Genomic DNA, 14,469 nt, shown 5'->3' with positions numbered 1-14,469 from the left:
ACACATCAGGACTGACCGATGATCCCTCGCTATTCCCGGCCGGAAATGGTCGCCATCTGGTCGCCCGAAACCCGGTTTCGCATCTGGTTCGAAATCGAGGCCCATGCCTGCGACGCGTTGGCCGAACTCGGCGTCATCCCGAAGGAAGCGGCAAAGACCATCTGGGAAAAGGGCGGTGCCGCGAAATTCGACGTCGAGAAGATCGACGAGATCGAACGCGTCACCAAGCATGACGTCATCGCCTTCCTCACACATCTTGCCGAGTTCGTCGGACCGGATGCGCGTTTCATCCACCAGGGCATGACGTCTTCGGATGTCCTGGACACCTGCTTTGCCGTCCAGCTTACCCGCGCCAGCGACATTCTGCTCGCCGACATTGACGGCCTGCTTGCCGCGCTCAAGCGCCGCGCCTTCGAACACAAGGACACCGTTACCATCGGCCGCAGCCACGGCATCCATGCCGAGCCGACAACCTTCGGCATCAAGCTGGCGCAGGCCTATGCCGAATTCTCGCGCTGCCGCGAGCGGCTGGTGCACGCACGCGAAGACATCGCCACCTGCGCCATATCAGGGGCAGTCGGCACCTTCGCCAACATCGAACCCTATGTCGAGGAGCATGTCGCGGCAAAGCTAGGGCTGAAGCCGGAGCCGGTATCGACGCAAGTGATCCCGCGCGACCGCCACGCCATGTTCTTTGCCACGCTCGGCGTCATCGCCTCGTCGATGGAGCGGCTGGCGACCGAGATCCGGCACCTGCAGCGCACCGAGGTGCTGGAAGCGGAAGAGTATTTTTCGCCGGGCCAGAAAGGCTCGTCGGCAATGCCGCACAAGCGCAATCCGGTGCTGACGGAAAACCTCACCGGCCTTGCCCGCATGGTGCGCTCCATGGCGCTGCCGGCGATGGAGGATGTGGCGCTCTGGCACGAGCGCGACATCTCGCACTCCTCTGTCGAGCGCATGATCGGGCCGGACGCCACGGTGACGCTGGATTTCGCGCTGTCACGCCTGACCGGCGTCGTCGACAAGCTGGTCGTCTATCCCGAGAACATGCTGAAGAACATGAACAAGTTCCGCGGCCTGGTGCATTCGCAGCGCGTCATGCTGGCGCTGACGCAAGCCGGCCTGTCGCGCGAGGACTCCTACCGGCTGGTGCAGCGCAACGCCATGAAGGTGTGGGAGCAAGGCGCTGATTTTCTTGAGGAACTTTTGGCCGACAAGGAAGTCACCGCCGCGCTCCCCGAGGCGGAAATTCGCGAGAAATTCGACCTGGGCTACCACACCAAGCACGTCGACACGATCTTCAGGCGGGTGTTTGGGGAGGCTTGAGAACCTAAACGCGCCAAAGAAAAAGGCCCGCCTTTCCGGCGGGCCTTTTCGTATCCGAACCTGCGAGGGACAAAGCCGATCACGCCTTTCCAGGAACGGTCCTGATCACCGTGCCCCAGGGATCCTCACGGGTCGCTTCGCCGGTCACATTGTTCGAACGCATCTCGACCCAGGCGAGGCCCGAGCGCGACGGGTCGCGACGGCCGGCGCCGGCGCTCTGCCAGGCATTGGCGCCGATGTGATGATGGTAATGGCCTGACGACAGGAACACTGCCTGACCGCCATATCTGGCCACCGTGTCGAAGCCGAATTCCTGGTTCCACCAGGCTTCCGCCTCTTCCGGCCTGCCGACACGCAGATGGACATGGCCGACAATGCTGTTTTCGGGCGCGCCTTGCCAGCCTGCATCGCCGGCCGGCACTTCGCCGACGACAGCCGGAATGTTGAGCCGTTCGGTCGCCATGGCGATCTTGTCGCCGTTCCATTTCCAGTCCTGCGGTCGACGGTCGGCATAGATCTCGATGCCGTTGCCTTCGGGGTCGGTCAGGTAGAGCGCTTCGCTGACCAGATGGTCGGACGCACCCTCGATGGCGATCTTGTCTGATATGGCGTGGTTGATCCAGCGGCCGAGATCGGCACGGCTGGGCAGCAGGAAGGCCGTGTGGAACAGGCCGGCGCTGCGCGGATCGTCCGGCTTGGCGGAAGCATCCGGCTCAAGGACCAGCAACGGACGGCTGCCGGCGCCGAGCGTGATCGCGCCATCGGCACGGCTCAATTCCTGCAGGCCGACGACCCTGCGGTAATAGGCGGCGAGGCTTTCGGCATCGCGCGCCTTCAGCCCGACGCGGGCAACGCTCACCGGCGTGGTGGCGGCAAATGGCAGTTCGCTCATCGTAATCTCCATTGCGGCAACGCTTGATGAAGCTCCCAATGCCAGGAGCCCGGCGCCGCCGATCATTGTACGTCGTGTCAGCGCCAAAATCGCGGTCCTCCACGGCTGTTTCTCTCCCAACGACAGATCGTCGATCGCGATCGTTCACACAAGACGGCGAAAAGCGAACATGGTGTTCACCATTACGAGCAGGAACGCGTCCATCAACGGTTGCATGAGGCAATCGCGCTCGCTATCTCAGCGCCATGAAAGTCAAAGATGCAGATATCCTGATCGTTCCGGGCTACACCAATTCTGGGCCCGAGCATTGGCAAACCCGCTGGCAATCGAAACTGTCGACGGCGCGTCGCGTCGAGCAGGCAGAGTGGTCGAAGCCGGTGCGCGAGGACTGGACGGCGAGCGTGGCCAAAGCGGTCAACGAGGCTGAGAAGCCGGTGGTCATCGTCGCACATTCGTTAGGGGTGGCTGCGGCCGTGCAGGCCATCCCGCAATTCGTCAAACCGGTCGCCGGCGCCTTCTTCGTGGCGCCGCCCGATGTCGCCAACCCAGGGATCAAGCCGAAGCACCTGATGACCTTCGGCCCCTACCCGCGCGAGCCGCTGCCTTTTCCGTCGATCGTGATCGCCAGCCGCAACGACCCGTTCTGTGCCTTCGATGTCGCCGAGGACATAGCCGGCGCCTGGGGTTCGCTGTTCATCGATGCCGGCGAGACCGGCCATCTCAACCAGGATTCCGGCTTCGGCCCTTGGCCCGAAGGCTCGATGACCTTCGCCAAGTTCCTGACGGATCTGTGATTCAGACCCAAAGTCGACGCACAGAGTCCCCGAAGAAACCCCCGAGCTCCAATAAACAATAATTTAAGGTGGCTCGCGATACTTCTTATACGCGGCGAACTCTGTTCACCGCGTATATGCGATATTGCTCAATAACAATTCTTCACGCTCAAACGAAGGTATTTGCTTGCGCAAGGACGCTTCACTCGAATTTTTGAGGGGTGCTGCAGCGCTGGTCGTTTTGAATGGGCATATTTTGCGTGCTTTCGCCCCGTCGGCGGCGGGCGGAGACGGAGACAACGCCGCGCAATCCCTCAAGACAAGTCTGGCTTTCATCGCCTTCAATGGCGGCTCTGCCGTCTACCTGTTTTTCGTCCTCTCTTCCTATGTGCTTGTGAAGCGCTATTTCCAGACCCGCGAAGCGCAAGATCTGCTGCTGGGTGCGATAAAGCGTTTGCCTCGTCTGGCCGGACCAGTGCTTGTCACGGTTCTGGCATCCTGTTTCATCTTCAAGCTCGATCTGTATTTCTTCAAGAATGCGGCTGCGGTCACCCAATCCGAGTGGCTGAGCAGATTCGGCAATGCTTCAAGGGTGCTCTCGCCGGAGACAGCGAGTTTCGCCGACGCGTTCCAGCAAGGAGCCTGGCGGACGTTTATCTACGGCGACAAATATTATGACAGCAGCCTGTGGACCATGACGGTCGAGTTCTGGGGGAGCATGTTGACCTTCGCCCTCGCCCCCATCGTCTTTTTCCTCCTGGGCCGCTGGACGCTGCTTTCCTGGTTCTGCATAGCAACAGGCGTGTTCCTGGCGCTGCAAGTCAGCTTCTTTTTTTGTGCCTTTCCGGCCAGCCTCATGCTCTATCCGCTTCTCGCCATGGGTTTGCGCCCGAATCGCTGGGTAAGAGGCGCCATGGTGATCGTTTCCCTTACGCTGCTGGGCTACGCGGGGAGTGCTGTCGGCATATACCGGCCCTTTGCGCTGCTTGAGACCGCGGTTTCTGATGATGTCGGCCTGAGGCAAGCCTGCGTGGCCATCCCGGCAAGCATCATGTTGGTCTACGCTATGCTAAGTGTGGACGAGCCTCCAGCATGGCTCTCGAGCAAGGCGGCACGTTTCCTGGGCGACCTGTCTTTCCCGCTCTACCTCGTGCATCTCCCCGTTATCTGCTCACTGGCATCATGGGTTCTGTTGGTCAGCGGTTCCACCGCACTTGGTGCCGCCGCCGCCATGCTGGGTTCGATCCTCGCGGCGTTGCCGCTCGTGATCTTCAACAATTGGTGGGTCCAGGTGCTCGGCGCCCTGTTCAACAGGTTCAGGCGCGGCGGCCCTATCGCCGCGGCGCCTGCTGCAGCGAGCGCCTGACCGCCCGGCGCCGCGACGGCAGCTCGTCCGGTTCGGGTTCAGGCTCCGATCGAATCCTTGATATCTTTCAACAGTGTCTTTGCCCCCAATGAAATCAACGCATGCTCGGACCCGGTGGCGAGCAGGCGATAGCCCATCGAGACGACACGGCCGGCAATTGCTGGTTCGACGACATAGATCGCGGCATGTTTTCCGGCCTTGCGGGTGCGCTCGGCCACCGCCGCCACCGTCTCCATCATGCTCTCCAGCGTCGAACTGACTGTGGCGCCATTGGTCCAGGCAATCGAGAAATCCGACGGCCCGAGGAAGATGCCGTCAATGCCGGGCGTGTCGAGAATGCCGTCGAGCGCGTCGAGCGCGGCGCGCGTCTCGACCATGGCAAAGGCCATGGTGCGCTGATTGGTGTCGCGCAGCCATTCGGCATAGTCGCCCTTGCCGTGGCGCGGAAAGGCGTAGGTGGGTCCCCACGAGCGCTCGCCGAGCGGTGGATATTTCATTGCCGCGGCGAACAGTCTTGCATCGGCCACCGAATTCACCATCGGCGCGATCACCGCCTCGGCGCCGAAATCGAGCGCCCGGCTTGCCATGTCGAAACGGCCGACGGGGATGCGCACCAGCGCCGGCTTGTTTGCGGCAAGCACGGGCATAAGACCGCGCAGCACGCTGTCCTCGTGATGACCGCCATGCTGCATGTCGAGCGTGATGGCATCGAAGCCCTGTTTGGCGAGGATCTCGACGGTCAGGGCGTCCGGCACTCCGGACCAGGCGGTGACCAGCGTTTCATCGGCAGCAAGGCGGGACTTCAGGGACATCTAATCTCTTTCCTCGTTAATGTCGGCAGTTTCAGCCGGAAACCACGGCGAAGGCAAAGAAAAACCGCCCGGCTTGGCCGGGCGGTCGATTGGTCCAGTCAGTCCTTTGCCGCAGGTTCCGTCGCAAAACCGGGACATTTTTGCGAAACCTGCGTCTTCCCGGATCAGGTGTTCTTGATCTGCTCGATCGCCTGCGCCATCAGTTCGTCCATGGTGCGGCGGATCTGATGGTCAGACTGCTCGACACCGGCGGCATCGAAATCCTTGCGGATCTTGCGGAACACGTCGTGATCGCCGGCTTCCTCGATGTCGGAAACAACGACTTCCTTGGCATAAGCATCGGCGTCGGCACCCGACTTTCCGAGCTTTTCGGCGGCCCACAGGCCGAGCGCCTTGTTGCGGCGCGCCGACGCCTTGAAACGAAGCTCTTCGTCGAATGCAAATTTGCGCTCGAAGCCTTCTTCGCGATCTTTCATGCTGCTCATGGCGTCCCTCCGGGTCAAATCCGATTCGTTGGCAAGAGATATGTGTGTTGCCAAAGCACAAACCAAAAGGTCGCGAGCCGGTCAATACGCTTCGTCATATGCTGCGCTGCGGCATTTCAGTCCCGAAAGCGGTTGATTGGACGGATTTGCCGATTGAGCAAACGGTGTGATTGGGATAGACCCGGCATTGAACCCAACCGTCGCCGCACTAATATAGGCAGACGGACAGGAACTGGTCGCTTGCCGCCTGCCCGCAAATCCAGAGAAAAAATCAGATGAAAAATCGCCGCCGCATTTATGAAGGCAAGGCCAAGATCCTCTATGAGGGCCCGGAGCCGGGTACGCTCATCCAGTTCTTCAAGGATGATGCGACCGCTTTCAACAAGAAGAAACACGAGGTCGTCGACGGCAAGGGCGTGCTCAACAACCGCATTTCCGAGCACATCTTCAACCACTTGAACCGCATGGGCATCCCGACCCACTTCATCCGCCGGCTCAACATGCGCGAGCAGCTGATCAAGGAAGTCGAGATCATTCCGCTCGAAGTGGTGGTGCGCAACGTCGCCGCCGGCTCGCTGTCCAAGCGCCTCGGCATCGAGGAAGGCACCGTCCTGCCGCGCTCGATCATCGAATTCTACTACAAGGCCGACGCGCTCGACGATCCGATGGTGTCGGAAGAGCACATCACCGCCTTCGGCTGGGCAAGTCCGCAGGAAATCGACGACGTGATGGCGCTCGCCATCCGCGTCAACGATTTCCTCTCCGGCCTGTTCATGGGCGTCGGCATCCAGCTCGTCGACTTCAAGATCGAATGCGGCCGCCTGTTCGAGGGCGACATGATGCGCATCGTCGTCGCCGACGAGATTTCGCCGGACTCTTGCCGCCTGTGGGACGTGGCGACGCAAGACAAGCTCGACAAGGACCGTTTCCGCCGCGACATGGGGGGCCTCGTCGAGGCCTACCAGGAAGTCGCCCGCCGCCTCGGCATCATGAACGAGAACGAGCCGCCGCGCCCGACCGGCCCGGTGCTTGTCGCTTCGACCGACGTCGTCAAAGGCAAGCCGCACTGATAGCGGCTTGCGATCCGATACTTAGAACAGGAGCATGTCCAGCGTGATCAAGGCCCGCATTACCGTCACCCTCAAGAACGGCGTCCTCGACCCGCAAGGCAAGGCGATCGAACACGCACTGTCCGGTCTGGGCTTCGGCGGCGTCGGCGCGGTGCGGCAGGGCAAGGTGTTCGACGTCGAACTGGCGGAAAGCGACAAGGCCAAGGCCGAGGCCGATCTGAAAGCCATGTGCGACAAGCTGCTGGCGAATACGGTGATCGAGAACTATAGTGTGGCCATAACCTGAGGTTGTGCCGGAGCCACTATGCCGGAAGTTACGAATGAGCTGATGTTCGAGCTTCTGAAGTGCGTTCATCACGAGATTGCTGAGCTTCGTCAGGATGTTTCTGAAACGAAACGGGAATTGAATGTGATGCGGGGTCACATGGTGGCGACGCAAAGCGATATCCACAACATCTACGGAATTCTCGCCCGTCAGGATGATCGACTCGAACGTATTGACCGCCGTCTCGACCTGCGCGAACTTGCCGAAGCTCAAAGGCCTTTTGAACCAAAATGAAATCAGCCGTCGTCCTCCTGCCTGGCCTCAATCGCGACCGCGACATGATCGCGGCACTGACCAAGATTTCAGGAAAACCGCCGGTTACCGTCTGGCAGACCGACACGGAAATCCCTGACGTCGACCTGATCGCCATCCCAGGCGGCTTCTCCTTCGGCGACTATCTGCGCTGCGGCGCGATCGCAGCGCGCATGCCGGTCATGCGGGCCGTCGCCGAAAAGGCGGCCAAGGGCGTCGCAGTCGTCGGCGTCTGCAACGGCTTTCAGATCCTGGTCGAGGCCGGCCTGCTGCCGGGGGCGCTCATGCGCAACACCTCGCTGAAATTCGTCTGCCGGCAGGTCAAGCTCGAGGTCACCAACGCCAACACCATGTTCACCCGCCGTTACCAGCCGGGCCAGATCATCCGCTCGCCGGTGGCGCATCATGACGGCAATTACTTCGCCGATGCCGAAACCCTTGCCCGCCTCGAAGGCGAAGGCCAGGTGGTGTTCCGCTATGCCGAGGGCACCAATCCCAATGGCTCGATCAACGACATTGCCGGCATCATCAGCGAACAAGGCAATGTGCTCGGCCTGATGCCGCATCCGGAAAACCTGATCGAGGCCGCCCATGGCGGCAGCGACGGCCGGGCGCTGTTCGAAGGCGCGCTCGGTCTCGCCGCTTGACGATCTCAGCCGCGAATGCGGCAAGCTTTACACGGACATCGAGTCCATTGCTCTGGGGAGAGAGACGGTCATGAAACTCTATTCGCGGCCGTTGTCGCCCTATTCGTCGATCGTGCGGGCTCTGGCCTATATCAAGGACGTGCCCCTCAAGATCATCGCGCCGCCGCCGGGTTTTCCAATCCCCGAAGCGTTTCGCGCCATTTCGCCGATGAACCGGATTCCGGTGCTGATCACCGGCTCGGGTGAAACCATCGTCGAATCGGTTGTCATCGCCGAATATCTCGAGGAACGGTTTCCGGAACCGGCGCTGCTGCCGCCCGATTCCAAGGACCGCGCGCTGGTACGCATGTTCGCCCGCATCACAGATCTCGACGTACTGACGCCGATGATGAAGCTATTCGAGCTGCATTTCGTGCCGAAGCGCAACAATGCCGAGATCGACGCCCAATTCGCCCGCCTGCATCACGGGCTGGCGGCGATCGAGGCACGCATGGCGCAAGGCCCCTTCGCGCTGGGCAACGACATCAGCTTTGCCGACGCCTGGCTGACGCCGACCCGTTTCATCTTCAACAATTTCCGCGCCATGACCGGTCGCCACGACCTGCTCGACGCCTATCCCAAATTCGATGCCTATCAGCAGATCGCCTCGCAGCATCCGGCCTTGTCGCGGGTCTGGGGCGAGATGACCGACGGCCTGAAGATCTCTCTGACCGAACTCGAGATGGGTGCCGCTTGATCAAGAGCAAGACGATCGTTCTCGTCGCAGCCGCAGGCTTTGCCCTGGCGTCATGCCAATCGACCCCGAAGAGCACGCCGGCGCCCTCAGGCAAAAGTGCGGCACTGCTGGCCATGGAACAAGTGGCAATCGCGGCCCACAAATGCTGGATCGCCAGCAAGGACCCGGCCTTCAAGCAATATCAGATGGCCAATGAACTGAACTCGTTCAGCGGCACGCCGCGTTTCCTTTTGGTGCCGGCCAAGCATTATGGCGGCAAGCCGTTGCTGGTTGTGCAAGCGCAAGGCAATTCGAGCCGCGTCGACGTGTTCGGACCGCTGATGAACGACCCGCTCGGCGCACGCATCGGCTCGGACATTGCCCGCTGGCAGACGGGCAATCCGGCCTGCGCCGCCACCGCCTGAGCATGGGCCGCTTCCTGCAGGTGACGGGTCTGGCCATTGGTCTGGTCGGCCTCGTCCTGCAGTTCTGCATCAGCATCCCAGCGTCGATGGAAGCCGGCCGCAGCCTGCTCGGCTCGATCGTCTTCCTGTTCAGCTTCTTCACCATCCTGACCAACATCGGCGCTGTGCTGGTGTACACATCCCTGCTGTCATCCACCGGCTATGCCTGGCTGCCGGCTTTCGCCGGGCCGCGGATGCGTGCGGGTGTTGCGGTTTCGATCACCGTCGTCTTCATCGTCTATGCCACGGTTCTGGCACGGCTCTGGCAGCCGCAAGGCCTGTTCCTGCTCTGTGATGTGCTGCTGCACTATGTGACGCCAGTCCTGTTCGTGCTGTGGTGGCTGGTAGCTGGGGCCGACGGCAGAACGAGATGGAGCGACATTTCCTGGTGGATGCTCTACCCCATCGCCTATCTTGCCTATGCGCTGGTACGGGCACCGATCGCGGGTGAAGTGCCCTACCCTTTCCTCGATGTCGCCAAGAACGGCGCCGCCAGCGTAGCCATTGCGGCATTGGCCATCACCGCGCTGTTCCTGGTGATCTCTATCATTGCCGCTTTTATCGATCGCGGCATCGGCCATCGCGAGGCCAAAAGGGTCCGTTGAGATTGGCCTCTATTCCCAAAAGCGCCTGATGCCCTCACGATGGGCATCACAGCGAGAGATGCCGATATCCTTGAGCTGATCGTCGGTCATCTCCAGCAAAGCCAGCCGGCCGCGCCGGCGCTCCAGCAAATGGCCGATCCATCGTGCCAGCGAGCTGACCAGACGCACCAGACTGCCGACAAAGCCTCGCTGGCCGGCCGGACGCAGCGCCTCGCCTGGAACCGCGGCTCTGGAATGGCGGATTGTCGCGATTGTATCCATTTTCTTTCTGCCAAGACGCTCAATTGCACCCATTTTGGTGCGCGATGATATGTATTGACTCATATTTCGGTGCAATATAGAAAATTGTCACCATGACAAATTGGCTTCCAGATCTGACCGGCGGCGCCGGACCGCTCTACCAACGCCTTGCGGACTCCGTTGAAGCGGGCATCGACCAGGGCGTGATCGGCGCTGGGACAAAACTGCCACCGCAGCGCGACCTCGCCTATGACATCGGCGCCACGGTTGGCACGGTCGGCCGAGCCTACCAATTGCTGCGTGAGCGCGGGCTGGTGAGCGGCGAAGTCGGGCGTGGAACCTATGTGCTTGGCCGGCGCGCCGACGGCGTGAAACCGGAGACACCCGACGTCAGCGTGGAAGGCACGCGCTATGTCGATGCGCCCCAGGACAAGCTGCGTTTCGACAGCACGGCGGCGCCCGATGTCGGCCAGGGCGCTATCGTCGCCGAAGTCCTGTCGCGCACCGCGCAGGATCATCCCCATGAAATCTCGAGCTATACGCGCGATTTTCCTGCCCGCTGGTACGAAGCCGGCACCCGCTGGCTGTCGAGAAACACCTTCCGCCCGGCCGCCGACAGCATCGTTCCGACGCTTGGTACCCATGCCGCGGTGATGGCGGCGATCGCCGCACTCACCACGCCGGGCGACTATGTCGCCTTCGAACACCTCACCTATTCGCAGATCTCGCGTAGCGCCGGACTGATCGGCCGGCGCACGGCGTTGGTGGCGTCGGATGACGAAGGCCTCGACCCGGCCGATTTCGAGCGCGTCTGCGCGCAAAAGCACCCGAGGATGATCTTCCTGATGCCGACGGCGCAGAATCCGACCCTGACGACACTGTCCGCCGGGCGCCGCGAGGCGATCGCGCGTGTCGCGCGCGAATACAACGTCATCCTGATCGAGGATGATCTTTACGGCCACCTGACCGACGATCCGACACCGTTGCTCGCTGAATATGCCCCGGAGAGAACCATCGTCGCCGGCGGCCTGTCGAAATCGGTGGCGGCCGGAATCCGCGGCGGCTGGCTCTCCTGTCCTCCCGCCTATCGCCACCGGATCCGCATCGCCCACAAGATGATCACTGGCGGCATGCCCTTCCTGCTGGCGGAGGTGAACACAAGGCTGGTGCTTTCCGGTCAGGCCGGCGATATCCGCAAGCGCAGCATCGCCGAAATCAGCGCCCGCATCGCGATCGTGCGCGAGACCTTGGCCGGCTTCGCGTTCAAGTCACACGACAAGGTGCCCTTTGTCTGGCTGACTTTGCCCGACCCATGGCTTTCCGGCACCTTCAAGAATGCCTGTCTCGAACATGGCGTGCTGATAGACGACGAGGACGAGTTCAAGGCCGGCCGCTCCGAACAGGTCTTTCATGGCGTCCGCTTCGGTACTTCGCAGCCGAAACAGCGCGGCGATGTCGCCGACGGCGTCGCCGTCATCCGCCGTCTCCTCGACGAAGGCCGCGCCGGCTACGACAGCTTCTCCTGAACCTCGAGCGCCTTGGGCGCCTGGGAATACCACCCATTCGGACTGCCCTGTGGCTTTGTCGGGTTTTCGTGCGTTTTTCGCTCGTCGACGGGTGTATCGGCTGCAAAGCTTGCGATAAGAGGGGACTCAAAATCCCCGCTCCATGGACATAAATCACCGCCCATGACCATTTCCAATTCCGTGCCGATCACCCCAGAGCTCATTGCCGCGCATGGGCTGAAGCCCGACGAATATCAGCGCATCCTGGACCTCGTCGGACGCGAGCCGAGCTTTACCGAGCTCGGCATCTTCTCGGCAATGTGGAACGAGCACTGCTCCTATAAATCCTCCAAGAAGTGGCTGCGCACGCTGCCCACGACAGGACCGCAGGTCATCCAGGGGCCGGGCGAGAATGCCGGCGTGGTCGACATTGGGGACGGCGACTGCGTCGTCTTCAAGATGGAGAGCCACAACCACCCCTCCTTCATCGAGCCCTATCAAGGCGCGGCGACCGGCGTCGGCGGCATTTTGCGCGACGTCTTCACCATGGGCGCACGACCGATCGCGGCGATGAACGCGCTGCGCTTCGGCGCGCCTGACCACCCCAAGACCAGGCATCTCGTCGCCGGCGTGGTTTCGGGCGTCGGCGGCTACGGTAATTCCTTCGGCGTGCCGACAGTCGGCGGCGAGGTCAATTTCGACGCCCGCTACAACGGCAACATCCTGGTCAACGCTTTTGCCGCGGGCCTCGCCAAGACCAATGCCATCTTCCTGTCGGAAGCCAAGGGCGTCGGGCTGCCGGTCGTCTATCTCGGCGCCAAGACCGGCCGCGACGGCGTCGGCGGCGCCACCATGGCGTCGGCCGAGTTCGACGACAAGATCGACGAGAAGCGCCCGACCGTGCAGGTCGGCGACCCCTTCACCGAAAAGTGCCTGCTCGAGGCCTGCCTCGAGCTGATGGCCTCGGGCGCCGTCATCGCCATCCAGGACATGGGTGCGGCCGGCCTCACCTGTTCGGCGGTCGAGATGGGCGCCAAGGGCGACCTCGGCATCGAGCTCGATCTCGATAAGGTGCCGGTGCGCGAGGAGCGCATGAGCGCCTACGAGATGATGCTGTCGGAAAGCCAGGAGCGCATGCTGATGGTGCTGCGCCCGGAGAAGGAAAAGGAAGCCGAGGCGATCTTCCACAAATGGGGCCTCGACTTCGCCATTGTCGGCAAGACCACCGACGATCTGCGCTTCCGCGTGCTGCATCAGGGTGACCAGGTCGCCGATCTGCCGATCAAGGATCTCGGCGACAAGGCGCCGGAATATGACCGCCCCTGGATCGAGCCGAAGAAGCCGGCGCCGCTCGCCGCCAACGACATTCCGCAGGCCGATGTTGCCGATGCGCTGCTGAAGCTGCTCGGCGGACCGGACCTGTCGTCGCGCCGCTGGGTCTGGGAGCAGTACGACACGCTGATCCAGGGCAATTCGCTGCAGCTTCCCGGTGGCGATGCCGGCGTGGTGCGGGTGGAAGGCCATGAGACCAAGGCGCTCGCCTTCTCGTCGGACGTGACGCCGCGCTATTGCGAAGCCGATCCCTATGAAGGCGGCAAGCAGGCCGTGGCCGAGTGCTGGCGCAACCTGACAGCCACCGGCGCACTGCCGCTGGCGGCGACCGACAACCTCAATTTCGGCAATCCGGAAAGGCCCGAAATCATGGGCCAGCTGGTCGGCGCGGTGAAAGGCATCGGCGACGCCTGCCGCGCGCTCGGCTTCCCGATCGTGTCGGGCAATGTCTCGCTCTACAACGAGACCAACGGCCAGGGCATCCTGCCGACACCGACCATCGGCGGCGTCGGGCTGATCGCTGACTGGTCGAAGATGGTGCGCATCGGCTTTGCGGCTGAGGGCCAGATGATCCTGCTGGTCGGCGCGCCAGCCTCCTGGGGCACGCATCTTGGTCAGTCCGTCTATTTCCGGGACATCCATGGCCGCACCGACGGTCCGCCGCCGCCGGTCGACCTCGCGCATGAGAAGCGCGTCGGCGACCATGTGCGCACGCTGATCGCCTCCGGCATCGTCACTGCGGCGCATGACGTTTCCGATGGCGGCATCGCCGTGGCGCTGGCCGAAATGGCGATGGCGTCGGGCATCGGCGCGACTGTTCCCGGCCTTGTCGGCACCGATCCGATCCCCGTGTGGTTCGGCGAGGATCAGGGCCGCTATCTGCTGACGCTGTCGATCGACCCGCATGGCGAGGAATGGGACGCCATCCGCAAACAGCAGGGCGAACTCGGCATCTTCGCGCCGTGGATCGGCTCGACCGGAGGCGATGCGCTGAAGCTCGGCGATGCCAGGGCAATCCCGGTCAGCGATTTGAAGGCCGCCCATGAAGGCTGGTTCCCGCGCTTCATGGACCAGGCCAGTTGAGCACACTGGCTGCCCGGGCGCTGCTTGCAGTCGTTTTCTGGCCGTCGCTGTTCTTCTTCTGGTTCCTCGGGCCGTTCGTCTTTTTCCTGTTGTCGACAACCTCGAGCGAGGTTTGCCCGCGGCTGGAAACGCGCGCCGAGTTCCTTGACGCGGCCAACGGCACGCTGCCTATGCTGGTGCTGCAGAACCTCATCTATGCGGTTCCGATCGTCTGTCTGGTGTTCTGGAACCGGCTTCTGCCGGACCCGGCACGAACAAACCGGATCGTCACCTGCATCAAGCTTTTCGCCGTCGCGGCCGTTCTGGGCGCCTTGTGGGAATATGGCTCGTCGCTTGTCTGCGACGGCTATGGCCAACCGTTCTTCTCGCCCGTCTGGCAGATCACCGGCTACCTGCCGATCGCCAATCTTGCGGTCAACATCCCCCTCTATATCCTGGTTTTCAGTCTTGGCCGCACCTTCTCGATGCGCGAAGACGACCCAGCGTCCGATGCGGTCGATCCGGAGGAGAATGCGTCCTAGGCGACAATCGCGCCGGCGGCGGATGGAACGGCTTCAATCGCGGCCGGAAAGGCTTT

General features: G+C 62.3%; 17 protein-coding genes. 13 read left to right on the top strand and 4 right to left on the bottom strand.

The window, feature by feature from the left end:
- The first annotated feature begins 18 nt into the window (after positions 1 to 18).
- Positions 19 to 1,326 carry an adenylosuccinate lyase gene (purB, locus tag D3242_RS23360; protein ID WP_038646437.1) on the top strand — a complete coding sequence of 436 codons (1,308 nt, stop codon included), beginning with the start codon at positions 19 to 21 and terminating at the stop codon, positions 1,324 to 1,326.
- 79 nt (positions 1,327 to 1,405) lie between these two features.
- Here the strand turns inward: purB and D3242_RS23355 are convergent, their stop codons facing one another.
- On the bottom strand, positions 1,406 to 2,218 hold the full coding sequence (locus D3242_RS23355; protein WP_064983524.1) for a VOC family protein: 813 nt from the start codon (positions 2,216 to 2,218) through the stop codon (positions 1,406 to 1,408).
- Positions 2,219 to 2,463: 245 nt separating this feature from the next.
- On the opposite strand from D3242_RS23355, the gene D3242_RS23350 reads away from it, so the two are divergent.
- Together D3242_RS23350 and D3242_RS23345 are read left to right on the top strand one after the other, a co-directional pair.
- A complete protein-coding gene (locus tag D3242_RS23350) occupies positions 2,464 to 3,012 on the top strand; it encodes an RBBP9/YdeN family alpha/beta hydrolase (RefSeq protein ID WP_064982760.1) in 549 nt (182 codons plus the stop codon).
- Positions 3,013 to 3,178: 166 nt separating this feature from the next.
- Positions 3,179 to 4,357, top strand: coding sequence for an acyltransferase family protein (locus tag D3242_RS23345; protein ID WP_019857792.1), 1,179 nt, complete (start codon positions 3,179 to 3,181; stop codon positions 4,355 to 4,357).
- A gap of 38 nt (positions 4,358 to 4,395) precedes the next feature.
- Here the strand turns inward: D3242_RS23345 and D3242_RS23340 are convergent, their stop codons facing one another.
- Complete coding sequence (locus D3242_RS23340; protein WP_019857791.1) at positions 4,396 to 5,169, bottom strand: HpcH/HpaI aldolase family protein; 774 nt, start codon at positions 5,167 to 5,169, stop codon at positions 4,396 to 4,398.
- Between the two features lie 164 nt (positions 5,170 to 5,333).
- Positions 5,334 to 5,654 (bottom strand): DUF1476 domain-containing protein, encoded by a 321-nt coding sequence (locus D3242_RS23335; protein ID WP_010909104.1) that lies wholly within the window; start codon positions 5,652 to 5,654, stop codon positions 5,334 to 5,336.
- 275 nt (positions 5,655 to 5,929) lie between these two features.
- Here D3242_RS23335 and purC point away from each other — a divergent pair, with 275 nt between their 5' ends.
- The 7 genes from purC (at position 5,930) to D3242_RS23300 (ending at position 9,732) form a co-directional block, all read left to right on the top strand.
- Entirely contained in the window at positions 5,930 to 6,724 is a 795-nt protein-coding gene (gene purC / locus D3242_RS23330; protein WP_010909103.1) for a phosphoribosylaminoimidazolesuccinocarboxamide synthase, read from the top strand.
- Between the two features lie 43 nt (positions 6,725 to 6,767).
- On the top strand, positions 6,768 to 7,010 hold the full coding sequence (gene purS, locus D3242_RS23325) for a phosphoribosylformylglycinamidine synthase subunit PurS (protein ID WP_023759521.1): 243 nt from the start codon (positions 6,768 to 6,770) through the stop codon (positions 7,008 to 7,010).
- A gap of 18 nt (positions 7,011 to 7,028) precedes the next feature.
- A complete protein-coding gene (locus D3242_RS23320) occupies positions 7,029 to 7,283 on the top strand; it encodes a hypothetical protein (RefSeq protein ID WP_038646196.1) in 255 nt (84 codons plus the stop codon).
- Positions 7,280 to 7,948 carry a phosphoribosylformylglycinamidine synthase subunit PurQ gene (purQ, locus tag D3242_RS23315; RefSeq protein WP_064982759.1) on the top strand — a complete coding sequence of 223 codons (669 nt, stop codon included), beginning with the start codon at positions 7,280 to 7,282 and terminating at the stop codon, positions 7,946 to 7,948. Before D3242_RS23320 ends, purQ begins: the two co-directional genes overlap by 4 nt.
- 70 nt (positions 7,949 to 8,018) lie before the next feature.
- Entirely contained in the window at positions 8,019 to 8,684 is a 666-nt protein-coding gene (locus tag D3242_RS23310; protein WP_027046772.1) for a glutathione S-transferase family protein, read from the top strand.
- Positions 8,681 to 9,088 carry a hypothetical protein gene (locus D3242_RS23305; RefSeq protein ID WP_019857786.1) on the top strand — a complete coding sequence of 136 codons (408 nt, stop codon included), beginning with the start codon at positions 8,681 to 8,683 and terminating at the stop codon, positions 9,086 to 9,088. The genes D3242_RS23310 and D3242_RS23305 overlap by 4 nt, the downstream gene beginning before the upstream one ends.
- 2 nt (positions 9,089 to 9,090) lie before the next feature.
- Positions 9,091 to 9,732, top strand: coding sequence for a Pr6Pr family membrane protein (locus D3242_RS23300; protein WP_019857785.1), 642 nt, complete (start codon positions 9,091 to 9,093; stop codon positions 9,730 to 9,732).
- A gap of 9 nt (positions 9,733 to 9,741) precedes the next feature.
- On the opposite strand, the gene D3242_RS23295 is transcribed toward D3242_RS23300, so the two are convergent.
- Positions 9,742 to 9,993: a DUF1127 domain-containing protein gene (locus D3242_RS23295; RefSeq protein ID WP_064982757.1), complete on the bottom strand. Its 252-nt coding sequence runs from the start codon at positions 9,991 to 9,993 to the stop codon at positions 9,742 to 9,744.
- A 92-nt stretch (positions 9,994 to 10,085) separates the two neighbouring features.
- On the opposite strand from D3242_RS23295, the gene D3242_RS23290 reads away from it, so the two are divergent.
- From D3242_RS23290 to D3242_RS23280, 3 genes are all read left to right on the top strand, one after another.
- A complete protein-coding gene (locus tag D3242_RS23290; RefSeq protein ID WP_064982755.1) occupies positions 10,086 to 11,498 on the top strand; it encodes an aminotransferase-like domain-containing protein in 1,413 nt (470 codons plus the stop codon).
- Between the two features lie 162 nt (positions 11,499 to 11,660).
- Positions 11,661 to 13,892, top strand: coding sequence for a phosphoribosylformylglycinamidine synthase subunit PurL (gene purL, locus D3242_RS23285; RefSeq protein ID WP_064982754.1), 2,232 nt, complete (start codon positions 11,661 to 11,663; stop codon positions 13,890 to 13,892).
- Complete coding sequence (locus D3242_RS23280) at positions 13,889 to 14,413, top strand: hypothetical protein (protein ID WP_064982751.1); 525 nt, start codon at positions 13,889 to 13,891, stop codon at positions 14,411 to 14,413. Before purL ends, D3242_RS23280 begins: the two co-directional genes overlap by 4 nt.
- Positions 14,414 to 14,469: the final 56 nt, after the last annotated feature.

It is taken from the genome of Mesorhizobium jarvisii, from assembly GCF_003601985.1.
Taxonomy (GTDB): Bacteria; Pseudomonadota; Alphaproteobacteria; order Rhizobiales; family Rhizobiaceae; genus Mesorhizobium; species Mesorhizobium jarvisii.
The sequence above is the reverse complement of the archived record's forward strand: the minus strand, read 5'-3'. Positions and strand labels throughout refer to the sequence as shown.